The organism is Flavonifractor sp. An82 (assembly GCF_002159265.1).
Classification (GTDB): Bacteria; Bacillota; Clostridia; order Oscillospirales; family Oscillospiraceae; genus Flavonifractor.
In genome coordinates, this window is record NZ_NFHG01000003.1 from 41412 (window position 1) to 65446 (window position 24035).

The 24035-nt window shown below is 63.0% G+C and carries 25 protein-coding genes; 20 read left to right on the top strand and 5 right to left on the bottom strand.

What is annotated here, in order from left to right; translation table 11 throughout:
• Window positions 1-114 precede the first annotated feature (114 nt).
• The 3 genes from B5G34_RS05285 to B5G34_RS05295 are packed head-to-tail and all read left to right on the top strand — an operon-like array spanning window position 115 to window position 3463.
• Complete coding sequence (locus B5G34_RS05285; protein WP_087334948.1) at window positions 115-492, top strand: BlaI/MecI/CopY family transcriptional regulator; 378 nt, start codon at window positions 115-117, stop codon at window positions 490-492.
• On the top strand, window positions 489-1988 hold the full coding sequence (locus B5G34_RS05290) for a M56 family metallopeptidase (protein WP_087334950.1): 1500 nt from the start codon (window positions 489-491) through the stop codon (window positions 1986-1988). Before B5G34_RS05285 ends, B5G34_RS05290 begins: the two co-directional genes overlap by 4 nt.
• Window positions 1985-3463: a M56 family metallopeptidase gene (locus B5G34_RS05295; RefSeq protein WP_087334952.1), complete on the top strand. Its 1479-nt coding sequence runs from the start codon at window positions 1985-1987 to the stop codon at window positions 3461-3463. Before B5G34_RS05290 ends, B5G34_RS05295 begins: the two co-directional genes overlap by 4 nt.
• A gap of 54 nt (window positions 3464-3517) precedes the next feature.
• Here B5G34_RS05295 and B5G34_RS05300 read toward each other — a convergent pair whose 3' ends face one another.
• The 5 genes from B5G34_RS05300 to B5G34_RS05320 form a co-directional block, all read right to left on the bottom strand.
• A complete protein-coding gene (locus B5G34_RS05300; RefSeq protein ID WP_087334954.1) occupies window positions 3518-4507 on the bottom strand; it encodes an ABC transporter permease in 990 nt (329 codons plus the stop codon).
• A complete protein-coding gene (locus tag B5G34_RS05305; protein ID WP_087334956.1) occupies window positions 4507-5592 on the bottom strand; it encodes an ABC transporter permease in 1086 nt (361 codons plus the stop codon). Before B5G34_RS05305 ends, B5G34_RS05300 begins: the two co-directional genes overlap by 1 nt.
• Window positions 5585-7168, bottom strand: a complete 1584-nt coding sequence (locus tag B5G34_RS05310; RefSeq protein WP_087334958.1) for an ABC transporter ATP-binding protein — start codon at window positions 7166-7168, stop codon at window positions 5585-5587. Before B5G34_RS05310 ends, B5G34_RS05305 begins: the two co-directional genes overlap by 8 nt.
• Window positions 7169-7277: 109 nt before the next feature.
• Window positions 7278-8543, bottom strand: a complete 1266-nt coding sequence (locus B5G34_RS05315; protein WP_087334960.1) for a BMP family ABC transporter substrate-binding protein — start codon at window positions 8541-8543, stop codon at window positions 7278-7280.
• A 109-nt stretch (window positions 8544-8652) separates the two neighbouring features.
• Window positions 8653-9225, bottom strand: coding sequence for a xanthine phosphoribosyltransferase (locus B5G34_RS05320; protein WP_087334962.1), 573 nt, complete (start codon window positions 9223-9225; stop codon window positions 8653-8655).
• Between the two features lie 254 nt (window positions 9226-9479).
• On the opposite strand from B5G34_RS05320, the gene B5G34_RS05325 reads away from it, so the two are divergent.
• The 17 genes from B5G34_RS05325 (at window position 9480) to hisS (ending at window position 24007) form a co-directional block, all read left to right on the top strand.
• Window positions 9480-11138, top strand: coding sequence for an S-layer homology domain-containing protein (locus tag B5G34_RS05325; RefSeq protein WP_087334963.1), 1659 nt, complete (start codon window positions 9480-9482; stop codon window positions 11136-11138).
• Window positions 11139-11162: 24 nt separating this feature from the next.
• Window positions 11163-12020, top strand: a complete 858-nt coding sequence (locus tag B5G34_RS05330; protein ID WP_343286554.1) for a YitT family protein — start codon at window positions 11163-11165, stop codon at window positions 12018-12020.
• A 141-nt stretch (window positions 12021-12161) separates the two neighbouring features.
• Window positions 12162-12296 carry a hypothetical protein gene (locus tag B5G34_RS19370; protein ID WP_275532288.1) on the top strand — a complete coding sequence of 45 codons (135 nt, stop codon included), beginning with the start codon at window positions 12162-12164 and terminating at the stop codon, window positions 12294-12296.
• Between the two features lie 39 nt (window positions 12297-12335).
• Window positions 12336-13592 (top strand): peptidylprolyl isomerase, encoded by a 1257-nt coding sequence (locus tag B5G34_RS05340; protein WP_087334964.1) that lies wholly within the window; start codon window positions 12336-12338, stop codon window positions 13590-13592.
• Between the two features lie 167 nt (window positions 13593-13759).
• Window positions 13760-14125 carry a helix-turn-helix transcriptional regulator gene (locus B5G34_RS05345; protein WP_242956857.1) on the top strand — a complete coding sequence of 122 codons (366 nt, stop codon included), beginning with the start codon at window positions 13760-13762 and terminating at the stop codon, window positions 14123-14125.
• A 1-nt stretch (window position 14126) separates the two neighbouring features.
• Window positions 14127-14816, top strand: coding sequence for a response regulator (locus tag B5G34_RS05350; RefSeq protein ID WP_087334966.1), 690 nt, complete (start codon window positions 14127-14129; stop codon window positions 14814-14816).
• Window positions 14817-14919: 103 nt separating this feature from the next.
• On the top strand, window positions 14920-15726 hold the full coding sequence (locus B5G34_RS05355) for a ParB/RepB/Spo0J family partition protein (protein ID WP_087334967.1): 807 nt from the start codon (window positions 14920-14922) through the stop codon (window positions 15724-15726).
• Between the two features lie 184 nt (window positions 15727-15910).
• Window positions 15911-16696, top strand: coding sequence for a ParA family protein (locus B5G34_RS05360; protein ID WP_087334969.1), 786 nt, complete (start codon window positions 15911-15913; stop codon window positions 16694-16696).
• A 2-nt stretch (window positions 16697-16698) separates the two neighbouring features.
• Complete coding sequence (locus tag B5G34_RS05365; RefSeq protein WP_087334971.1) at window positions 16699-17589, top strand: ParB/RepB/Spo0J family partition protein; 891 nt, start codon at window positions 16699-16701, stop codon at window positions 17587-17589.
• Window positions 17586-18137, top strand: coding sequence for a hypothetical protein (locus tag B5G34_RS18885; protein WP_204245911.1), 552 nt, complete (start codon window positions 17586-17588; stop codon window positions 18135-18137). Before B5G34_RS05365 ends, B5G34_RS18885 begins: the two co-directional genes overlap by 4 nt.
• A gap of 86 nt (window positions 18138-18223) precedes the next feature.
• Window positions 18224-19525, top strand: a complete 1302-nt coding sequence (serS, locus tag B5G34_RS05375) for a serine--tRNA ligase (protein ID WP_087334973.1) — start codon at window positions 18224-18226, stop codon at window positions 19523-19525.
• Window positions 19526-19598: 73 nt separating this feature from the next.
• Entirely contained in the window at window positions 19599-20018 is a 420-nt protein-coding gene (mscL, locus tag B5G34_RS05380) for a large-conductance mechanosensitive channel protein MscL (protein ID WP_087334975.1), read from the top strand.
• On the top strand, window positions 20011-20370 hold the full coding sequence (locus tag B5G34_RS05385) for a hypothetical protein (RefSeq protein WP_087334977.1): 360 nt from the start codon (window positions 20011-20013) through the stop codon (window positions 20368-20370). Before mscL ends, B5G34_RS05385 begins: the two co-directional genes overlap by 8 nt.
• On the top strand, window positions 20367-21077 hold the full coding sequence (gene rsmG, locus B5G34_RS05390) for a 16S rRNA (guanine(527)-N(7))-methyltransferase RsmG (protein WP_087334979.1): 711 nt from the start codon (window positions 20367-20369) through the stop codon (window positions 21075-21077). Before B5G34_RS05385 ends, rsmG begins: the two co-directional genes overlap by 4 nt.
• 89 nt (window positions 21078-21166) lie before the next feature.
• Window positions 21167-21910, top strand: a complete 744-nt coding sequence (gene minD, locus B5G34_RS05395; RefSeq protein ID WP_087334981.1) for a septum site-determining protein MinD — start codon at window positions 21167-21169, stop codon at window positions 21908-21910.
• A 19-nt stretch (window positions 21911-21929) separates the two neighbouring features.
• Window positions 21930-22346, top strand: a complete 417-nt coding sequence (locus B5G34_RS05400) for a methylglyoxal synthase (protein ID WP_087187280.1) — start codon at window positions 21930-21932, stop codon at window positions 22344-22346.
• A 311-nt stretch (window positions 22347-22657) separates the two neighbouring features.
• Window positions 22658-24007: a histidine--tRNA ligase gene (gene hisS / locus B5G34_RS05405; RefSeq protein WP_087334983.1), complete on the top strand. Its 1350-nt coding sequence runs from the start codon at window positions 22658-22660 to the stop codon at window positions 24005-24007.
• Window positions 24008-24035: the final 28 nt, after the last annotated feature.

Sequence of the window (24035 nt, forward strand, 5' to 3'; positions counted from 1 at the left end):
CAAGGCCGCCGGGCAATGCCCGGCGGCCCTTTTGCGCCCTTGACAGCCCCGCCCTTTGGCGCTATAATCTTCTACAGAAGAAGAAGTTCTACAATAGAAGAAGGAGGTGTAACCATGAAACAGGACATCCGCCGTCTGCCCGACAGCGAGCTGGAGCTGATGCAGATCATCTGGGACAAGGAGCCGCCGGTGACCCGGCCGGAGATCGAGGAGGCGCTGGCCAACACCCATCCTCTGGCCCCCACCACCATCCTTACCTTCCTCACCCGGCTGTGCGACAAGGGCTTTCTCCAGCTGGAGCGCCGAGGCAAGGTAAACTACTATACACCGATTATCACCAGAAAGGACTATCTGGCCCAGGCCAGCCGGGGGGTGCTGGACCAGCTCTTCGGGGGCTCGGTGGCCGCCCTGGTCACCTCCCTGGTGGACGCCGGGGTGAGCCGTGAGGACCTGGAGGAGCTGCGCCGCATGCTGGAGGAGGGACGGCTGTGAACAACTTTCTGATCGTCTGGTTCTACCGTGTATTTGTTGCCCTTGTACTGGGCATAGGGGTGGCTGTCTCCTTCTGGCTGGAGTGGAAGTATGAGCGGCAGGTGGCCGTCACCGGCTGTACCGTCCGGGTTAGCACCAAGCGGAACACCGTCATCTTCGTTATCCCCTGGGCGCTGCCCATTATGATGGCCGTCTACTGGCTGATCTACGCCCCTTTTTTTGGTCCGGCGCTGGCCACCGACTCCCTGGTGGAGTTTTCTCTCCAGCTGCTGGTGGTCCTCTCCCTGTACTTCGCCCTGCTGCTGCTCCTGCTCCCCCTGCTGCGGCGGACCATCTCCGCCCGGGCCTGCGCTACCCTGTGGCTGCTGCCCGTCTTTTTATACTACGATATCCTGCTCTGGCAGCTGTCCTTTGTGCCGCCCCTGGTGGTGCTCTCCATCCCCAACGGCCTGGGCCCTGTCCTCCTTGGGATCTGGCTGGCGGGGGCCGGGGCGGTGGTTCTGTGGTATCTGATTTCCCACCTCCGCTTCCGCCGCCGGCTTTTGAAGAACGCCCGGCCGGTGGAGGATACGGACGTCATCAACCTGTGGTGGGACGAGCATCGTCTGGCCCTGGTAAAGCAGCGCATTAGGCTGGTGACCAGCCCCGCTGTCTCTTCTCCTCTGACCATAGGGCTCTTCAACCGTACCATGTGTACGGTGCTGCCGGAGCGGAACTACACCCTGGAGCAGTACCAGCTCATCTTCCGCCATGAGCTCCGCCACGTCCAGCGGTGGGACATATCCACCAAGTGCTTTTATCTCTTCTGCAAGGCCCTGTGCTGGTTCAATCCCCTGATGTGGGCGGCCATCCGGAAGGCCTCCTCCGACCTGGAGCTGTCCTGTGACGAGATGGTGGTGTACGATGCGGAGGACCACACCCGACGGGAGTACGCCTCCCTCCTGCTGGAGACTGCAGGGGATGAGCGAGGCTTTACCACCTGTCTGTCCGCCTCGGCCTCCAGCCTGCGCCGCCGCCTGAAGGGGGTCATGGTCCCCCGGGAGCGGGGCTCCGGGGCCCTGGTTCTGGGGCTCATCATGGCAGTCCTGGTGCTGTGCTCCGGCCTGATTTGGGTGAGCACCGCCAACGGCACCGCCGGGGAGCTGCTCTTTCCCAATCAGGAGGAAGTGATCTTCCAATCCGTCAATGTGTACGTGGGCAGCGACAGCGTCGATGTGCGGGAGCCCTCCCCCACTATGAACCGGGCCCTGCTGGCGGAGCTGTCCGACCTGCCGGTGACCAAGCTGGCCGTGGGCCCCAACATCCCCGGCAGCGCAAAACCCCGTCTCTCCGCCTTCCTGTCCGACAGGGAGCACCTGCAATATCTGCGTCTCACCGACGGTCTGTGCTCTCTGACTATACTGGACGGCATAGATGAGGTATCTACTCTCTACCGGGTGGACGGCCCGGTGGACTGGGAGGGACTGTATGCCCTGGCAGAGGAGGAATCGTCATGACCAGCTTTGATGTGGGCTTCAGCCTCTTTTCTGGGGCTGTCATCGCCCTGCTCTTCCTGCTGCGGTGGTGGTATGAGCGGAAAATCGCTCTGCACGGCTGCCCCGATCCGGAGGCCTTTTCCCTGTATCAAGGCATCCTGGCCCAATACTCCCCCAGATTTTTTCCCATCTTTATCCTGGCTTTTGTTGTGGGGAAGGCCATCTTCACAGGCTGGGACATTGCCGCCGGTCTGCTGCTGGACACCACCCTCCAGCTGCTGGTGCTGCTGACGATCTATTTCGGGGTACTGCTGGTGCTGCTTCCCCTGCTGCGGCGGCGGATCTCCGCCCTGGCCTGCGCCACGCTGTGGCTGCTGCCCACCCTTCTCTACCTTCCCTTTCTCCCCGGCGTCCTCTCCTACACGTTCTACCGGCCTGCTCTGCTGGTACTCTCCGTCCCCCGGGATGTGCTGCTCCTGCTGGTAAAGCTCTGGGGCGTGGGAGCGGCGGCGGTGCTGGCGTGGCAGATCTTTTCCCACTACCGCTTCCGCCGGACCATTTTGAAGGATGCGGTGCCGGTGACCGCCCCGGAGGTGCTGGCTCTGTGGGACCATGCCCAGTCCATCCTCCGGCGGAAAAAGCCCATTCCCCTGCTCATCTCCCCCGCCGTCGCCTCCCCCCTGACGGTGGGCCTCTGCTCCATGGCAGCCCTGCTGCCCCAGCGGGACTTTACCCTGGAGCAGTACCGGCTCATCTTCCGCCATGAGCTGCTCCACATCCAGCGGTACGACGTGGACACCAAGTGCTTCTGCATGCTGTGCCGGGCCATCTGCTGGTTCAATCCCCTGGTGTGGCTGGCCACCCGGCGGGCCTCCGACGATCTGGAGCTGTCCTGCGACGAGCTGGTGGTCTACGGCACGGAGGAGCCGGTGCGGCAGACCTACGCCGCCCTCCTGCTGGAGACGGCGGGGGATCAGCGGGGGCTGTCCACCTGCCTGTCCGCCTCGGCCTCCAGCCTGCGCCGGCGGCTGCGGAGGGTGGTGGCTCCGGGAAAGCGCACCTCCGGCGCGGTGCTGCTGGGACTGACCATGGCTCTGCTGATACTTTGCTATGGTGTGGTGACGGTGGGCATAGAGGGCAGCGGCCGGGACCTGGTCCTGACCCCCTATGGAGCGGAGCAGGCGGTGGCCGCTGCCCTGGTGGAGGATGAGCAGGATCTGAGGCGGGAGTCCCTGGACGGGGACCGGGCCCAGGCGCTGGAGGCCTGCCTGTCCCAGCTGCCCCTCACCCGGCTGTCCGCCGCCCCCACCTACTATCCCAGGGTGGACGACTCGGAGCAGCGGTTCTACCTCACCCTCCGCTGTTCTAATGGCAGCCAGCTGGAGGTGCGGTGGGACGACCGGTTCTGCGTGGTCCGGAGGGAAAACCGGGATCTGGCTCTCTTCCGGATGGACGGGCCGGTGAACTGGGATGATCTCCGCACCCTGGCGGCATAGAACAAAAAGAGTGGCCCCGGCGCAGTTGCGCCGGGGCCGCGTTTCGTTTGGATGTTACCGCTCCTCGCGGAAGTAGGGCAATCCGAGGGAGTTCGGAGGCTGCTTGTCCTTGCTGTTGCGCAGGGAGGTAAAGATCAGCACGATGACGGTGACCACATAGGGCAGGATCTTGTACAGCTCGTCGGGAATGAAGCCCAGGTGGAGCCGCTGGTACAGGATCATCAACGCACCGAAGAGGACAGAGCCCCAGATGGCGTTGAGGGGCCGCCACAGGCAGAAGATGACCAGGGCAACCGCCAGCCAGCCCTCGCCGGACAGGGCCTCGTGGTTCCACACGCAGCTGGCGATGGTCATGATGTACACCATGCCGCCGATGGCCGAGATGCCGCCGCCGATGACGGTGGCCAGATACTTGTACAGGGTGACGTTGACGCCGGCGGCGTCGGCGGTGGCAGGAGACTCGCCCACCGCCCGCAGGGACAGGCCCGCCCGGCTCTTGTTGAGGAACAGGTGCATCCCCACCGTCAGCACCAGGCCCAGATAGAGGAAGATGCTGTGGCCAAAGAGCAGGGGCCCCACCACCGGCAGCTGTTGAATGGCCGCCGGGAAGGGGGAATTGAGGAAGACCGCCTTCAGGCTGTTGCTCACCGCCACGTAGCCGCCGGAGGTCACCCGCATGTACTCGCCGATGAACTGGCCTGCGCCGGTGCCGAAGATGGCCAGGGCCAGGCCGGTGACGTTCTGGTTGGCCCGCAGGGTGATGGTGAGGAAGGAATAGATAAGGGCTCCGATGGCGCCCCCCAGGAAGGAGAAGAACAGGGCCAGGATGACGGCCAGAATGCCGTTGGTGCCGCCGGCTCCCTCGAAGTAGAAGGCCGCGCCCAGGCCCATGGCGCCACCCATGAACATCATGCCCTCCACGCCCAGGTTCAGGTTGCCCGCCTTTTCCGACAGGATCTCACCCAGGGTGCCGTAGAGCAGGGGCACGCCGTTGAGGACGGCGGCCATGATGAGGAGCAGGACCGCGTTGCTGTTGATATCCATTACTTGGCCACCTCCTTATGACTGCCCCGGAAGATGAGGCGGTAGTTGATGAAGAACTCACAGCCCAGCATACAGAACAGGAAGATGCCGGTGATGATGTCCGAGATGGAGGCGGGGACGGCCAGCTGGGTCTGGAGGGTGTCGGCGCCCTTGTCCAGCACGCCCAGCAGCACCGAGATGCCCACCATGGCGAAGGGATTGAGCTGGGCCAGCCAGGCTACGGTAATGGCGGTGAAGCCCACCCCGGCAGCCACGCCGGAGTACAGGGTGTTGTCCGCGCCGGAGGCCACGATGAAGCCCACCAGACCGGCGATGGCGCCGGACAGGAACATGGTGCGCATGATGATCTTGCCCACGTTCATACCGGCGTACCGGGCGGTCTTCTCGCTCTCGCCGATGACGGCGATCTCATAGCCCTGCTTGGTGTACTTCATGTAGAAGAACATGGCCACCGTCAGGATGAGGACGATGATCCAGCCGCAGTGGACCCCCAGTACCTTGGGCAGCACGGCGGCGGAGTCGAACTGGGGAATGATCTGGGAGCCGGGACGGCCCTCCCAGGGGCCGCCCTGGAGCCACTTGACCACGCCGATCATGATGTAGTTCATCATCAGGGTGAACAGGGTCTCGTTGGTGCCCCACTTGGCCTTGAAGAAGGCGGGCACCAGGGCCCACAGGCCGCCGCAGATGGCGCCGGAAACCGCCATGACCACCAGCAGCACGGGACTGGGCAGCTTGTCCGCCCAGAAGAGGGCGAAGTAGCTGGCTCCCACGGCGCCGGCGGTGATCTGACCCTCGGCGCCGATGTTCCAGAAGCGCATTTTGAAGCAGGGGGCGATGGCCAGGGCCGTGCCCAGCAGGGGGATGGCGATCTTCACAGTCTGGCGGATGGCGGTCTTTTTGCCCAGGGAGCCCACGATCATGGTGCCGAAGGCCCCGAAGGGGTTGTGGCCCATCAGCAGGAAGATGAGGGCGCTGATGAGGATAGCCGCCAGGAAGGAGCAGGCCCGGATGGCCCACACCTGCCCCTTGGGCATCCCTTCCCGCTTGGCCAGGCGGATCAGGGGATTATTCGAGTCATGCATCCTGTGCTCCCTCCTTTCCGCCGCCCACGTGGGTCATGAGCAGGCCCAGCTGCTCCTTGGTGGCGGACGGCCCGTCCACCACGCCGGATACCTGGCCGCCGCACAGCACCAGAATACGGTCGCACAGCTCCAGCAGCACGTCCAGATCCTCGCCCACCAGCAGCACCGCCACCTCCTTCATCTTCTGCTCGTTGAGCAGACGGTAGATGGTGTAGGAGGAGTTGATATCCAGGCCCCGGACGGGGTAGGCGGTCATGAGCACCGTAGGGGCGGAGGCGATCTCACGGCCCACCAGCACCTTCTGCACATTGCCGCCGGACAGACGGCGCACCGGAGTGGCCACCCCGGGGGTGACGATCTCCAGCTCGTCGATGAGCTTTTCCGCCAAAGCTTTGGGGGCCTTCCGGTCCACCAGGGGGCCGGGGGTGTCCTTGTAGGTCTTGAGCATCATGTTGTCCACCATGCCCATGCCGCCCACCAGGCCCATGCCCAGCCGGTCCTCGGGCACGAAGGCCAGGGATACCCCCACCTTGCGGATCTGGCCGGGGGTCTTGCCCACCAGCTCCTCCCCCGCCTTGTCCACCGGCACATGGTTGCCGGCGATGTCGCTGTTGGGGTGGGGCGGATAGTAGAAGATGTGGCCGGACTCCGCCTTCTGCAGGCCGGCAATGGCCTCCAGCAGCTCCTTCTGGCCGGAGCCGGCAATGCCGGCAATGCCCAGGATCTCGCCGCCGTAGGCCTGGAAGGAGACGTCCTTGAGTACGCTGACCCCCTCGCCGTTGCGGCAGTTCAGGCCCTTGACCTCCAGCCGCAGGTCCTTGTACTGGGCCTGGGGCCGGTCAATGTTCAGGGTCACCGCATGGCCCACCATCATTTCGGTGAGCTTCTGGGGGTTGGTGTGGTTGGTGTTGACGGTGCCGATGTACTTGCCCTTGCGGAGCACCGACACCTTGTCGGACAGGGCCATCACCTCGTGGAGCTTGTGGGTGATGATGACGATGGCCTTGCCGTCGGCCTTCATGGCCCGCAGGATGTTGAAGAGCCGCTCGGTCTCCTGGGGGGTGAGGACGGCGGTGGGCTCGTCCAGAATGAGGATCTCGGCCCCCCGGTAGAGCACCTTGACGATCTCCACCGTCTGCTTTTCCGACACCGACATGTCATAGACCTTCTTGTTTGGGTCGATGCCGAAGCCGTACTTGTCGCTGATGGCCTGGACCTGGGCGGCCACCGCCTTACGGTCGTGCTCCTTCCCCTTCAGGCCCAGGGCGATGTTTTCGGCGGCGGTGAACACCTCCACCAGCTTGTAGTGCTGGTGGATCATGCCGATGCCGTGGGTAAAGGCGTCCTTGGGGGAGCGGATGGCCACCGGCTTGCCCTCCACCAGGATCTCTCCCTCGTCGGGGAGATAGATCCCGGCCAGCATGTTCATCAGGGTGGTCTTGCCGCTGCCGTTCTCCCCCAGCAGGGACAGAATCTCCCCCCGGTCGATGGTCAGGTCGATGTCGTCATTGGCCAACACCTTGGTGCCGAAACGCTTGGTGATGTGTCTGAGTTCGATTGCATGGACAGGTTCCAAGGCTGTCATCCTTCCTGTGATGAGACGTGGGTGAGTAATGGGTCACTGTCTTTCCCGGGAAAAGACAGAAAAGAGGGCTGCTGGTGCAGCCCTCTTTTGGGTCAGGTCATCAATAGGCGGAGTTGAGCCACTCGATGCCGTCGATCTGCACGGTAAAGTAAGGCGCAGACTGGAAGTAGGACTCATGGAAGGCGCCGTCAAACACGGCCTCCTCCGAGTCGGCCACGAAGTCGCCGTCGGTATCCAGAGCCATGCAGGTGGTGAGGGGCTGGCCCTCCACGGTGAAGGTGGTGGTGTCGAAGACCTGCAGCTCGCCGGAGCGGATGGCCTCCTCCACCTCAGCCAGCTTCTCGGCGGTGCCGGCAGCGGCGATCTCCTCGTTGAGAGGAGTCATGACCACGGCGCCCTCGTCCATGCCGTGGCACCAATCCTGCTCAAACTCCTCGCCGTTGGCAACGGCCTCGATGGCGTACTCAAAGTACACGGACCAGTCGATGCGGGTGCCGATGAGGGAGGCCTCGGGGGCCACGGAGATCATGTCGTTGTTGTAGCCGGTGTGGAACGCGCCGGCGTTCTGAGCGGCGGTGGCGGGGGTGGTGTTGTCGGAGTGCTGGGAGATCATGACGCAGCCGGCGTCGCACAGAGCCTGGGCGGCATTGCCCTCCTCAGTGGCGTCGGACCAGGAACCCACGAACTGGACCTTCATGGTCACGCTGGGGCACACGCTCTTGGCGCCCAGATAGTAAGCGGTGAAGCCGGAGATCACTTCGGCGAAGGAGTAGGCGCCCACGTAGCCGATGACGGCCTGGTCGGCGGTGATCTCGCCGTTGTCGATCATCTCCTGCAGCTTCATGCCGGCCACCACGCCGGCCAGGTAACGGCCCTCATAGATGTTGGCGAAGGCGTTGTGGGTGTTGGGCAGGTCGTCCACGGCGGAGGCCTGGTTGGTGCAGGCGATGAACTCGATCTCGGGATAATCGGGAGCCACCTTCAGCATGAAGGGCTCAAAGCCGTAGGAGTTGTTGATGATCAGGTCGCAGCCGGCCTCGGCCAGCTCGATATTGGCGTCCTCGCAGGAGGAGTCCTCACCGATGTTCCACTTGATCTGCCAATCAATGGTGATGCCCTTTTCCGCCAGGGCCTCGGTGACGGCCTCCTTGCCGCGGATGAAGTTGTAGGTGTAGCCCTGGTCGTTCTCGTCGCCGATGCAGATCAGGCCAACCTTGACGGTCTTGCCCTCGGTCTCGCCGCCGGAAACGGTCTCACCGCCGCCGGAGGGGCTCTCGCTGCCGCCCTGGGTGCCGCCGCCGCAGGCGGCCAGGCCCAGCATCATGGAACCAGCCAGGAGCAGTGCAAGCAGTTTTCTCTTCTTCATGTCCAGTGTTCCTCCTTTTAAATCCTGTTTGACTTCCAACTTTCCTTCAAAACAGCCCGCTTCCCGACGGGCTGGTCTGAACATACAAAGAGGGGCCAGGGGCGGGTCCTCAGCAGAACTCCACGCCGTCCTCCACGCTCATGGACTTGATTTTCGCCAGAGATTCCACTCTCACGCCCATGCCCCGGATCAAATCGCCGCCGGGCTGGAAGGCCTTTTCCACGGCGATACCGGCACCCACCAGGGTGGCCCCGGCGTCCCGCACCAGATTGATGAGGCCCTGGAGGGCGGAGCCGTTGGCCAGGAAATCATCAATGATGAGCACCCGATCCTCGGGCAGCAGGAACTGCTTGGCCACAATGATATCGTACACCTTGCCGTGGGTGAAGGACTCCACCTTGGAGGTGTACACGTCGCCGGCGATATTCTTGGTCTTGTTCTTCTTGGCAAAGATCACCGGGCAATCAAAAAACTGCGCGGCCACACACGCGATCCCGATCCCCGATGCCTCGATGGTCAAAATCTTGGTAACCCCGCAGTCCTTGTACAAGCGCAAAAATTCCTTGCCCATTTCCTGAAACAGCTTAACATCCATCTGGTGATTGAGGAAGCTGTCTACCTTCAGCACGCCGCCATCCCGAATGACGCCGTCGGTGCGGATGCGATCTTCCAGCAATTTCATATCGCCGTCTCCTTAACAAAAAATTCATATTTATTGTATCGAATTCTGCATCCTACTGCAACTGACCATATTCTATCAAAAAACCGCTCTCCCGTCATCTCTTTTTATAAATTTTGTCTGATATGTCAAGTTGATTTTTTACTCCCGCCGGTCTGCCCACCTCGGTTTTCCGTTGTACTTTGCCTTTTCCTTTGTTAAAATAGAGACGGCAGCCCAACTGACGCCATACTTTTATAAAAGGAGGGGTCCTTTTTATGCTCAAACGCCGGCTGTGCGCGGCGGCTGTTACCGCCGTTTTGTTACTGTCCGCCGCCCCCCTGTCCCCTCAGGCCCGGGCTTTTTCCGACACCAGCGGCCACTGGGCCCAGGCCGACATCCAGAAGGCCCAGACCTACGGCCTGATGGAGGGCTACCCCGACGGCCGCTTCGGCGTGGGGGACGAGATCACCCGGGCGGAATTTGTCACCATTCTGTGCCGGATGTTTGACTGGGAGATGATCTCCCCCGCCTCTCCCTCCTACATAGACTGCGGTACCGGAGAGTGGTACTACTCTGCCGTGGAGACCGCCCGGGCCCACGACGTGATGGAGGGCGCCGGGGCCTTCCGCCCCCTGGACTACATCAGCCGGGAGGAGATGGCGGTGATGCTGGTGCGGGCCCTGGGGTACGACACCCTGGCCGGGGACCTGTCCTCCCTGTCCCTCCCCTTCACCGACGTGAAAACCAACACGGGCTACATCGCCATCGCCTACGACATCGGCATGATCCGGGGTGTGGCCGGGCCCAATGGCCAGCTCAAGTTCCTGCCCACCCACTCGGCCACCCGGGAGGAAGCCGCCGCCATGCTGGTGCGGGTGTATGAGCGCTATACCTCCAAAACCGACTGGCTCCACGGCTTCTACGCCTTCTCCTCCTACTCCCAGATCAACCTGACCGCCCATATGGACGCCGTCAGCGTGGGCTGGGCCCGGCTGGAGTACGGCGAGAGCGGTCCCACCCTCAACTCCACCAGCGCCAACGGCAACGACTGGGTACGCCCCTCCGACCCCACCCCCGCCACCGACTACTTTACCAGCCACGGGGTAGACTATAACCTGTGCGTCTTCGGCTCGGCCACCGACGCGGTGACCCTGGCCGACGGCTCCACCACCTCCACAGTGGCAGCGGTGGTCAACGACTCCAATGCCCGCGCCCAGGCCATCTCTGCCCTGGTGGAGGCCGCCGGGTCCTACGCCGGGCTCACCATCGACTTCGAGGGTTTGAAAGGGGATACTATAAAGAAGAATTATGCCACCTTTATGGAGGAGCTGCGCTCCGCCCTGCCGGAGGATAAGACCCTGTATGTCTGCGTCCAGCCCGACACCTGGTACACCGGCTTTGACTACCGGGGCCTGGGCGAGGTGTGCGACAAGGTGATCCTCATGGCCCACGACTACCAGTGGACCTCCGTCCCCGGCTCCTATGTGGGCACCGGCAACACCGATTCCCCCGTCACCCCCTTTGCCAGCGTGTACGAGGCCCTGCGGGATATCACCGACCCGGACACCGGCGTACAGGATGTAAGCAAGGTAGCCCTGGCCATCTCCTTCGGCACGGCGGGGTTCCACATTGACGAGAACGGCCGCCTGCTGGACACCACCATCTACCACCCCGGTACCGACACCCTGGCCGGGCGGCTGGCCCAGCCGGACACGGTGGTGACCTACAGCGAGAAGTACCGCAACCCCTGCGCCGTCTACACCAATGAGGAGGGGGAGCGCTATAAGGTATGGTACGAGGACGCCCAAAGCGTGGCGGACAAGCTCCAGCTGGCCCGGCTCTTCGGCGTCACCGGCGTGTCCCTGTGGCGGGTGGGCACCATCCCCGCCTCCACCGGCTATGACGTGTGGAGCGCCGTCAATGCCGCCCGCTGACCGGCTGAATAAGGAGGGATTGCTGTGCACCCGGATAAAAAGCGTTTCCTGAAGGAATTTGTATGGATGAATGTGGCCGCCCTCATGATCTCGGTGGGGGTCTACTGCTTCAAATTCCCCAACAACTTCTCCATCGGCGGCGTGTCCGGCCTGTCCATCCTGCTGGGCAAGGTGCTGCCCATGCTGTCGGCCTCCACCTACAATACCATCATCAACGTGCTCTTCCTCATCCTGGGCTTCATCATGCTGGACAAGGGCTTCGGGTTCCGCACGGTGTACTGCTCCCTGCTGTCGGCGGGCCTCATCCAGGTATTCTCCTGGGTATGGCCTCTCACCGAGCCTCTCACCGACCAGCTGATGCTGGAGCTCTTCTTCGCCGTCATCCTGCCCGCCCTGGGGGCCGCCATCCTGTTCAACATCGACGCCTCCTCCGGCGGCACCGACATCGCCGCCATGATTTTGAAGAAGTACACCGGCCTGGACGTGGGCACCGCTCTGCTCATCTCCGACGTGGCCATCGCCGCCGCAGCTCTCTTTGTCTTTGACGCCACGGCGGGCCTGTGCTCCCTGCTGGGTCTGGCCCTCAAGTCGGTGCTGGTGGACTCGGCCATTGAGTCCCTCAACCGGCGGAAGGCCTTCTTCGTCATCACCTCCGACCCGGAGCATGTGTGCGACTACGTCACCCACACCCTGGTGCGGGGCGCCACCGTCTGGACCGCCCAGGGGGCCTACACCCACGACGTCCACCATGTGGTGCTCACCGTGCTCTCCCGGGGCCAGGCGGTGGCCCTGCGCCGCCACCTGAAGCAGGTGGACCCCCACGCCTTCATGATCGTGGCCAATTCCAGCGAGATCTTCGGCAAGGGCTTCCTGCGGGCCTGAGCCGCCGATTCAACTGCATACACCCCACACCGGGGCGGCGTTTGTGAATTTTCAGTGAACGCCGCCCCGGTTTTCTTGCCTGGGCGGGAAAAAAGGTGTACACTATCCCTGTTTCGCCGGTACTGTCCGGCGAGGCCTTGTTTGAAGATTGGCGATATGCCCAGCGGCGAGGGATTTTGGCTGCTGGCAAGCAATTTTTTTGCAGGAATCCTGACGGATTTCAAGAAAAAATTGGGCCGTCCAGCGGGCAAAAAACCTGCCGATTGGGCGTGTTGACAATTTTCAAGCAAGGCCTAAAACAAGGAGGAAAGAAGCATGAACTGGAAAAAACTCTTGTGCGCCGGACTGAGCGGCGCGCTTCTCATCGGCGCCATGGCCGGGTGCAGCACTGCCGACCCCCAGCCCACCCCCGCCGCCGATGACATCGCCTACCAGGCCACCGGCCTGGCCCGGGACACCGTTCTCTTCACCGTGGACGGCCGGGACGTCACCGCCGATCAGTACCTGTACTGGCTGCTGACCAGCATTTCCGAGGCCAAGAGCGCCGGCTACCTGGCCGACGACGAGGCCTGGGAGGAGACCATTGAGGACCAGCCCACCAACGATTATCTGAAGAACAAGGCCCTGGAGATCAGCAAGCTGTACGCCGTGGTGGCCAACCATGCCGAGGAGCAGGGCGCCAACGTCACCGAGGAGCAGCGTGCCGAGGCCGAGGAGCAGCTGGAGCAGGTGGGCGCCATGTATGAGCAGTACTACGGCCTCACCACCCAGGAGTGGCTGGACCAGCAGTGCATCTCCCGGGAGGGCTACCTCTCCCTCAACGACGCCTACTATCAGGTGCAGAACCTCCAGACCTCCATGGAGGAGGCCGGTGAGCTCACCCCCACCGACGAGGACATCCAGAACATGATCGACGCTGAGGGCATCTACAACTGCAAGCACATCCTCATCGCCTTCCCCGCCCATGACGACGGCTCCGACGTCACCGACGAGGAGAAGGCGGCCACCAAGGCTGAGGCCGACGCCCTCTACCAGGAGATCACCGCCGCCGCCGACCCCATCGCCGCCTTTGACGCCGCCATGAACGAGAAGAGCGACGACGGCCGGGACGAGACCAGCGGCGAGCTGCTCAAGCCTGAGGGCTACACCTTCCTGGCCTCCGGCGCCCTGCTGGACGGCTCCTCCTCCCTGGTGAGCGAGTTCGTCACCGCCGGCACCGCCCTGGCTGTGGATGAGATCAGCGCCCCCGTGGCCACCGACTACGGCTACCACATCCTGCTGCGGCAGAACGCCGACAACGAGGACACCCGGGCCGCCTATTCCAACTACGCCATGAACCAGATGCTGGACCAGTGGACCGCCGACGCCAAGGTGGAGACCACCGACGCCTACGACAAGCTGGACCCCAAGGCCTTCTACGACTTCATGATGAACATGGTGATGGAGTGGCAGGAGCAGAAGCAGGCCGAGGCTGAGGCCCAGGCCTCTGAGAGCCCGGCGGCAGAGACCGAATCCCCCGCCCCCGAGACCGAGACCCCCGCGGCGGAGCCCACCGCTTCCCCCGCGGCCTGAACCCAACCCCTGCAAAACAGCAGCGGCGGCAGTTGCCCCGCTGCTGCTTTTTTTGCGCTTTCATAAGCCGTATAATTTAAAGTTGATATTTTACAAACTATCGTTTCTTGTAAAAACATATAGTTGTGCCACCCTATATCTATAGTTGAGATCACAGGAGATGCGGGGTGGTTATCACGGAAAAGAAAGAGAGAAAGCAATGGCTGGCCCAGGTAGGGACACGGGTGTGGAACTGTCGGGCAGATTTGGGCATGAGCCGAGAGCATCTGGCAGAGCGTCTGGGGATCACCTCCCAGTACGTCAGCGACATTGAGCAGGGCAAAAAATGTATGTCCATGGCCATTTTTGTAGAACTGAGCCAGGTGCTGGGCGTCAGTCTGGAATACCTTGCCCACGGGACCCTGCCGGAGGACCCGGCGGTGGACCGGCTCACCCGCCATTTGCGCCAGACCACCCCTCTGAACCGGGAGCTGGCCACCCATATGCTTCAGTTGGCTCTGGAGGCGGCGGAGGCCATGGGACCGGAGCAATAAGATGGCAGACCAGATCCGGGTCCTGGTGGCGGAGGACGATCCCGCCGCCCGGCGGCTGCTGACGGCCGCCATCCCTCAGCTGCCCGGGCTGTCCCTGTGCGGTGCGGCAAAGGACGGTCTGGAGTGTCTGGAGCTCATTGACCAGCTGCGCCCCGATGTGGTGCTGCTGGACCTGGTGATGCCCGGTCTGGACGGCCTTGGGGTGCTGGAGGCTCTCCGCCGCAGGCGGGGCGGGCCGGTGGTGGTGGTTACCTCCCAGGTGTCCCACCAGGGGGTGGTGAAGTGCGCCCTCTCCCTGGGGGCCAGCTACTATCTGGTGAAGCCGGTGAACTGCCAGGCCCTGCCCGAGCTGCTCCAATTCCTCTGTCTGGCCCCTCTGAAGCGGGCCGCCCTGGCCCTGCTGGAGGAGATGGGGGCCGCCGGTATGGGAGTGGAGGCCGCCGCCCGGGCGGCGGCGGTGCTCTGTCAGGACCCCTCCGCCCTGCTGAAGGAGGCCTACGCCCCCACCATCTCCGACCAGCACACCAGCTACGCCAGCGTGGAAAAGAACATCCGGGCCATGGTGGACAAGCTCCACGCCAACCCCACTCCCGCCTATCTGGCCCTGACGGAGGGCCTGCCGCCCCAGCGGCCCAGCAACCTGGTGTTCCTCCGCCGCCTGGCCGCCGCCCTGGACCCCTCCGGTTGGTAAATGGAAAATATTTCCCATTCGACACCCTTAGGCCTCTTTTGCGGAAAAATATGGTAATCTATAGTCAGATCAACCATTTACGCCCGCGAAGGAGGCGCTTTTTATGCCGCTGTTACGTCGAAAGGGCCTGTTTGAAAGCAATCGGGTCCAGTTTTTACCCATCCATACCATTGCCCCCAATCCGGGACAGCCCCGGAAGTTTTTTGCCCAGGACGGCCTGGAGGAGCTGGCCGCCAGCATCAAGGAGCACGGCGTGCTCCAGCCCCTGTCGGTGCGCCGTACCGTGGCTGGATATGAGCTGGTGTCCGGGGAGCGCCGTCTGAGGGCCTCCAAGCTGGCGGGGCTGGCCGAAGTGCCCTGCATCATCGTCAGCGTGGACGGCCAGGAGTCCTCCCTGCTGGCCCTGGTGGAAAACCTCCAGCGCCGGGACCTGGACTTTGTGGAGGAGGCCGCCGCCCTGTCCTCTCTGATCCAGACCTACCACCTGTCCCAGGAGGAGGCCGCCAAGCGCATCGGCAAGTCCCAGTCCGCCGTGGCCAACAAGCTGCGGCTGCTCCGCCTCCCCCCTGCCGCCCTGTCCGTTCTGCGGCAGCACGGCTGCACCGAGCGCCACGCCCGGGCCCTGCTCAAGCTGGACGACCCTGCCCTCCAGGAGGAGGCCGCCCGCCATGTGGCGGAGGAGGGGCTGACGGTAGCCAGAACGGAGCAGTATGTGGAGGAGCTGCTCCACCCCGCCCCCGGCAAGTCACCCAGGAAGAAGCCCGCCTTTATTATTAAGGATGTGCGGCTCTTCCTCAACACCGTTACCCGAGGGCTGTCCATGATGAAGAGCGCCGGTGTCAACGCCAACTGCAAGCGGCAGGAGACCGCCGACGCCATCCAGCTGACCATTACCATTCCCAAAGGCTGATCCCCTCTCTTTTGGAGTGTTTCACTGTTTCACGTGAAACACTCCCCTTTTTTATTACCTGCCTTGTTTCACGTGAAACAACGCAACAGTGAAACATCCAATCTTTTTCAAATTCAGTTGAATTGCGTTTTATAACGGGATATAATAAGACTCGAACCGTTAAGAGAAAAAAGGCAGGTGCGCTATGGCAAAGACCATTGCTATTGTAAATCAGAAGGGCGGGGTCGGAAAAACGACCACCTGCGTCAACCTGGCCGCCGCCCTGAAAAAGCTGGACCAGCGGGTGCTGGTCTGTGATTTTGACCCCCAGGCCAACACCACTTCCGGGTTTGGCGTGGACAAGACCATCTCCCCCAACATCTACGATGTACTGCTCAACGGTGTGGAGGTGAGCAAGGCGGTGGTAAACACTCCCTATGCGGACGTGATCCCCGCCAACAAGTCCCTCACCGGCGCCACGGTGGAGATGATCACCGCTCCCGACCGGGAGTATCTGCTGAAGAACGCCCTGGCCCAGCTGGACGATCAGTACGACTACATCTTCATTGACTGTCCCCCCTCCCTGGAGCTGCTCACCCTCAACGCCCTGTGCGCCGCCGACTCGGTGCTGGTGCCGGTGCAGTGTGAGTATTACGCTCTGGAGGGCCTCAGCGACCTTCTGTCCACCATCCGCATCGTCAAGCGCTCCCTCAACCCCAAAATCGGGCTGGAGGGCGTGGTGCTCACCATGTACGACGGGCGGACCAACCTGTCCATGCAGGTGGCGGAGGAGGTCAAGCGCCACTTCCCCGGCCAGGTGTACGCCACGGTGATCCCCCGCAACGTCCGTCTGTCCGAGGCCCCCAGCTTTGGCAAGCCGGTACAGGCCTACGACCCCTATTCCCGGGGGGCCGAGGCCTATGCCGCCCTGGCTTCCGAGCTGCTGGAGCATAATCAGTACGCCATCACCCGGGAAGAAAGGAGCGAATAAGTATGGCATTGGAACGCGGCCTGGGCAAGGGCCTGGGCGCGCTGCTGGGCGACGCCGCCCTCCAGGCCCAGGAGGGCGGTTCCCTCTCCCTCCCCATCTCCCAGGTGGAGCCCGGGCTGAAGCAGCCCCGGAAGCGGTTTGACGAGGAGTCCCTCCACGATCTTGCCGACTCCATCCGCACTCACGGGGTCATCCAGCCCCTCACCGTGCGGCGGTTGTCCTCCGGCTACTACCAGATCATCGCCGGGGAGCGGCGGTGGCGGGCGGCCAAGCTGGCCGGTCTCACCGAGATCCCCGCTGTCATTATCGAGGCCGACGACCGGAAGGTCATGGAGCTGGGCCTCATCGAAAACCTCCAGCGGGAGGACCTGAACCCGGTGGAAGAAGCCAACGGCTACAAGGTGCTGATGGAGGAGTACGGCCTCACCCAGGAGGAAGTGGCCCAGCGGGTGGGCAAGTCCCGGCCTGCGGTGGCCAACGCCCTGCGGCTGCTGGCCCTGCCCGACGCCGTCCATCAGCTGCTGGAGGAGGGCAGGCTGTCCGCCGGACATGCCCGCGCCATTCTCTCCGTGCCCAGCGGCGAGCTGCAGAAGAAGCTGGCCCAGAAGGTCATTGCCGAGGATCTCAGCGTCCGTCAGACCGAGGCTCTGGCCAAGCGGCTGGCCGCCGGAGAGAAGGAGCCCCCCTCCCCCACCCCCGGTCCCGACCTGTCCATCTATCTGCGGGAGGCGGAAAAGACCCTGGCCACCCGCTTTGGCCGCAAGGTCCACATTGTCAACGGCAAGAAAAAAGGCAAGGTGGAGCTGGAATACTATAACCCGGAGGATCTGAACGTTTTGCTGGACCTGCTGGAGCAGCTGCCCTCCGCCCATCAAGGAGGTGCCGACCTTTGAGCAAGCCCGATTCCGACAAGCAGGAGCGGGGCCAGCTCCAGCATGAGGCGGAGCACGAGAAGCCCGACAAGCGCAACCCGGTCCTGTTCTATCTGATGATCCTCTTCGCGGCAGCCTTTCTGCTGCTGCTCATGTCCTTTTTGATGCAGCGCCGGGCCAACCAGGAGGCCATCAACAACCTGCAGGAGACCTCCAACTCGGCCTCCCAGTCCCTCCAGAACACCATTGAGCAGAACGAGGAGCTGTCCAAGCAGGTGGCCGATCTGGAGCAGGCCTTCTCCGAAAACCAGCAGACCATCCGGGACCAGGAGAATCAGCTGGAGGATCTGGAGGAGCAGGTGGCCGACCTGACCAAGAGCAGCCAGGCCATGGACTGGTTCTGGCAGATCAACGAGGCCTATGTCCGGGGCCGCTACAGCCAGGCCCGCAGCCTCATCCAGGAGATGGGCGAGGAGCTGCCCGAATACCTGCCCCGTGAGAGCGTCACCGACAACGACCGCTTCTCCCCCTACGACCGCTATCAGGAGATCTACGACGCTCTTTATTAAAAGGAATTGTTTCACGTGGAACAGCAGGCGGCGGAACGCCGCCTGCCCCCCCTCCCCTATCAAATATCAGAAAGGTTGAATACACCATGCTGGATATCAAGTTTATCCGGGAGAATCCCGAGGCCGTCAAGGAAAACATCAAGAAGAAGTTCCAGGAGGAGAAGCTCCCCCTGGTGGATCAGGTCATCGCCCTGGACGCTGAGAACCGCAAGACCATCCAGGAGGCCCAGGATCTGCGCACCGCCCGCAACGCCAAGAGCAAGCAGGTGGGCGTGCTCATGGGCCAGTCCAAGAAGGACCCCTCCAAGCTGGCGGAGGCCGAGGCCCTGAAGGCCGAGGTCAAGGCGGACGCCGACCGTCTGGCTTACCTGGAGAACCGGGAGACCGAGCTGGCCGAGGAGATCCGCAAGATCATGCTGGTCATCCCCAACATCATCGACCCCTCCGTGCCCATCGGTCCCGACGACTCCTGCAACGTGGAGGTCCAGCGCTTCGGCGAGCCCGTGACCCCCGACTTTGAGATTCCCTACCACACCCAGATCATGGAGTCCTTCGACGGCATCGACATGGATTCCGCCGGCCGTGTGTCCGGCAATGGCTTCTACTACCTGATGGGCGACATCGCCCGCCTCCACGAGGCGGTGCTGGCCTACGCCCGTGACTTTATGATCGACAAGGGCTTTACCTTCTGCGTGCCCCCCTTCATGATCCACGGCAACGTGGTGGAGGGCGTCATGTCCCAGACTGAGATGGACGCCATGATGTACAAGATCGAGGGCGAGGACCTCTACCTCATCGGCACCTCCGAGCACTCCATGATCGGCAAGTTCATCGACCAGATCATCCCCGAGGACAAGCTGCCCCAGACCCTCACCTCCTACTCCCCCTGCTTCCGCAAGGAGAAGGGTGCCCACGGCATCGAGGAGCGGGGCGTGTACCGCATCCACCAGTTCGAGAAGCAGGAGATGGTGGTGGTGTGCAAGCCCGAGGACTCCATGAAGTGGTACGAGCAGATGTGGCGCTACTCCGTGGAGCTCTTCCGCTCCATGGACATCCCCGTCCGTCAGCTGGAGTGCTGCTCCGGCGACCTGGCCGACCTGAAGGTCAAGTCCTGCGACATTGAGGCCTGGTCCCCCCGCCAGCAGAAGTACTTCGAGGTGTGCTCCTGCTCCAACCTGGGCGACGCTCAGGCCCGCCGCCTGAAGATGCGTGTCAAGGGCGAGAAGGGCACCTATCTGCCCCACACCCTGAACAACACCGTGGTGGCGCCTCCCCGTATGCTCATCGCCTTCCTGGAGAACAACCTCCAGGCCGACGGCTCCGTAAAGATCCCCGCTCCCCTGCGTCCCTACATGGGCGGCAAGGAAGTGCTCACCCCCAAGGCGTAATGGAACGGGGGGACGGCCGGTGACCGCCTCCCCCCTCCCCTATTTGATTTTTACCCCATACAAAGGAGTATCTATGTCCGCAAAAGAAAAAACCAAAGGCTTTCTGGCCGAGTTCCGCAAATTCATCGCCCGGGGCAATGTGATGGACCTGGCGGTGGGCGTGATCATCGGCGGAGCCTTCAAGACCATCGTGGACTCCCTGACCAATGATATTCTGATGCCCTTTGTGGGCATCTTCATCGGGGAATCCACCTTTGCTGCCCTGTCCTTCCAGGTGGGAGGCGCCACCATCGCCTTCGGCAGCTTCATCCAGGCGGTGGTCAACTTCCTCATCATGGCCTTCGTCATCTTCTGCCTGGTGAAAGGGATCAACCGCTTCCACCGCAAGAAGGAGGAGGCCGCCGAGACCGCCCCGGCCCAGCCGGTGCTCACCACCCAGGAGCAGCTGCTCACGGAGATTCGGGACCTGCTGAAGGAGCAACATCATGAGTGACAGACCGGAAAACAACCCGTCCCCTGAGGAGAAGGAGCCCTACACCCCCGCCTCCCCCGTCAAGCGCATCATGGCCTGGGTGGGCATCGTCTATATGCTGGGCTTTGTTGCGCTCAACATCTACCCCTTCTTTACCCAGGGCACCTATCTCACCGGCATCGCCCCCCTCTTCGCCTGCCCCGGCATCGCCGGTATCTTCGCCATTTCCCTCTATCTGGCCCGCCACCCGGACAGCACCTACTCCCGCAAGGTGTCCATGACCATTCTGGCGGTGGTCTGCGCCGTGGGCTTCATCATCAGTCTGGTGCTGGGCATCCCTCCCCTGCTGGCCAATTTCGGAGGTGGACAATGAAAGAACGCATTGAACGGGGCCTTGCCGCCCTGGGCCTGACCCCGCCGCCGGAGGCCGCCGGACAGCTGGCGGAGTACGGCCGCCTGCTGCTGGAGCAGAATCAGGTGATGAACCTCACCGCCATTACCGACCCCGACCAGGTGGTGGACCTCCACTTCCTGGACTGCGCTGCCCTGCTCACCATCGGCCAGGACTTCAAAAACAAGACCCTCATCGACGTGGGCACCGGTGCCGGTTTCCCCGGCATGCCCCTGAAGATTCTGGAGCCCTCCCTTACCGTCACCCTGCTGGACAGCCTGGGGAAACGGGTCGATTGGTTGGGAACCGTGTGTGAAGCGCTTTCCCTTGACAAGGTCACCTGTCTTCACGCCCGTGGTGAGGAGCAATCCCATCAGGAGGGCTTCCGGGACAGCTTTGACTTTGCCGTATCCCGGGCGGTGGCCTCCCTGGAGCTCTTGAGCGAGCTCTGCCTGCCCTACGTCAAGGTGGGGGGCAAGTTCCTGGCCATGAAGAGCGTGGACAGCGGCGACGAGGTGGACAAGGCTGCCCGGGCCATTGCCAAGCTGGGGGGCCGCCTGCTCCCCCGGGTGGACTATGAGATCCCGGGTGCCGGGGTGACCCACCGTGTCGTGGTGGTGGAAAAGGTCTCCCCCACCCCCCAGGGTTATCCCCGCCGGTGGGCCAGAATGCAAAAATCCCCCCTCTAAAGTGAGAATTTGTGAATCAATAACTCAGTTACGCATTGCGTCCCACGAAATAATGTGTTATTCTAATCTTGTATGTCGGGAGTGAGCCTATGTCCACAGCAATCGTCATAACCTCCGGCAAGGGGGGCACGGGAAAGACCTCCCTCACCGGCGGCGTCGGCTCCTGTCTGGCCGCCCTGGGACACCAGGTCCTGTGCATCGACATGGACATCGGCCTGCGCAACCTGGACCTGAACCTGGGCCTCAGCGACCGGGCCCTGATGGACTTTACCGATGTGCTCTGCGGGCGCTGTCCGCTGGAGCGGGCGGCAGTCCCCCACCCGGTGATCCAGGGGCTCAGCCTCATCACCGCGCCGGTGACCCTGCCGGATGAGCCCCTCAGCGAGTACGCCATGCGGGATCTGGTACGTCAGGCCAAGCAGAAGTACGACTATATCCTCATGGACTCCCCCGCGGGACTGGGACTGGGCTTCCGCCTGGCCTGCTGCGCGGCGGACCGGGCCATCGTGGTCTCCACCACCGACGCCTCCGCCCTGCGGGACGCCCAGCGCACCGTGTCCGAGCTGCGCCACAGCCTGCCCCAGCTCCATCTGGTGGTCAACCGGGTGCAGCCCAAGCTGCTGCGGCGGCTCCACACCACCATTGACGACGCCATGGATACCGCCGGCCTGCCCCTGCTGGGCATCGTGCCGGAGGACCCCCAGGTCATCCTCAGCGGCAACCGGGGCGAACCCCTGATTTTGTGCGCCAGCCGGGGCGCCGCTGTTGCTTACTTAAATATCGCCAAGCGGCTGACGGGCCAGCGGGTCCCGCTGATGAAGCTGCGGGCTTGAAAGGAAGAGAAGGTGTACTATGAATATCGCGTTGATGAGCCATGATCGGAAAAAAGAGCTGATGGTGCAATTCTGCATTGCGTACTGCGGTATCCTGTCCAAGCACACGATCTGCGCCACCAACACGACGGGCCGCCTGGTGGCCGAAGCCACCGGTCTGCCGGTACAGCTTTTCCTGTCCCACGAGCACGGCGGCAGCCAGCAGATCGGCGCCCGCATCGCCTATAACGAGATCGACATGGTGCTGTTCTTCTCCGATCCCCAGTCCAGCGACCTGGACGCGGACCTGAAGTATATCACCCGTCTGTGCGACCAGTACAACATCCCCGTGGCCACCAACGTGGCTACCGCCGAGATGCTCATCCACGGCCTGGAGCGGGGGGACTTGGACTGGCGCGACATCATCAATCCCAAGACCAAGCCTTTTACCGCATAATCCATCTGCCCCAAATTTGATACCGCAACGACGGAGCAAGTACCGCTCACACCGCCGCACCAGAGAAGGGTCCCCTGGCTGGAAGGACCTGCGGCAGGCGGCCGGGAGACGGCTCCACCAGCGGGCCCGGAGACGGGCGCGGTCCCCTTCCCGCACCAGAAGGAAAGAGGGCGCTTTTTGCGCCGAACATGGGTGGCACCACGAAAGCAGGCGCTTTCGTCCCGTGACAAGGGACGAGAGCGCCTTTTTGCGGATATCCGCTCCCCCACCAAACCAAAATTCCAAATGTAACGATACAAAGGAGCATCACTATGGCCCAGATCAAACCCCGTACCCTGTCCGGCTTTATGGAGCTGCTGCCTGCCCGTCAGGTACAGTTTGACCGGATGGTGGACATCCTCCGCAAGAGCTATTCTCTCTACGGCTTTACCCCCCTGGACACCCCGGCCATTGAAGCCAGCGAGGTGCTGCTGGCCAAGGGCGGCGGCGAGACCGAGAAGCAGATTTACCGCTTCACCAAGGGCGACAGCGACCTGTCCCTCCGCTTTGACCTGACCGTCCCCCTGGCCAAGTATGTGGCCCTCCACCAGAATGAGCTCACCTTCCCCTTCCGCCGGTTCCAGATCGGCAAGGTGTACCGGGGTGAGCGGGCCCAGAAGGGCCGCTACCGGGAGTTCTATCAGGCCGACATCGACGTCATCGGCGACGGCGCCCTGGACATCACCAACGAGGCCGAGATCCCCTCCATCATCTACAAGACCTTCACCGCCCTGGGCCTGCGCCGCTTCAAGATCCGGGTGAACAACCGCAAGGTACTCAACGGTCTCTTTGCCCTGCTGGGCCTGGAGGAGCAGGCAGGCGACGTGATGCGCACCATCGACAAGCTGGAGAAGATCGGCCCCGAGAAGGTAAAGGCCATCCTGGTGGACGACTTCAACGTGGCCCCCGACACCGCCGACACCCTGCTGGGCCTGCTGGCGGCGGAGGACCCCATGGCCGCCCTGGAGCCCTTCAAGGGCAAGAACGAGCTCTTCGACCTGGGCGTGTCCGAGCTGGAGACCGTGGTCAAGTATATGGCGGCCTACGGCGTGCCGGAGGACCACTTCATGGTGGACCTGACCATTGCCCGGGGCCTGGACTACTACACCGGCACCGTGTATGAGACCGTCATGCTGGACCACCCCGAGGTGGGCTCCATCTGCTCCGGCGGCCGGTACGACAACCTGGCCGAGTACTACACCGACAAGCAGCTGCCCGGCGTGGGCATCTCCATCGGCCTGACCCGGCTGTTCTCCGTGCTGGAGGCCCAGGGCTACCTGAACGAGGACCTGCTCACCGCCCCCGCCGACGTGCTCATCCTGCCCATGACCGAGGATCTGTCCGCCGCCATCTCCTTCGCCACCACCCTGCGGGACGCCGGTGTGCGCTGCCAGCTCCACTGCGAGAAGAAGAAGTTCAAGCAGAAGCTGTCCTACGCCGACAAGCTGTCCATCCCCTACGCCGCCTTCCTGGGCGAGGATGAGATCGCCCAGGGCAAGGTGACCGTGAAGGATCTGACCACCGGTGGGCAGCAGACCGTCACCCCCGCCGAGGCGGTGGCCCTGGTCCAGGCCGGTCTGGCCGCCCGGGCCTGCGGCGCTCCCATCCGGGACAAGGACTGAATGGAACTTTCCCCCTTTCAAGCCGTCT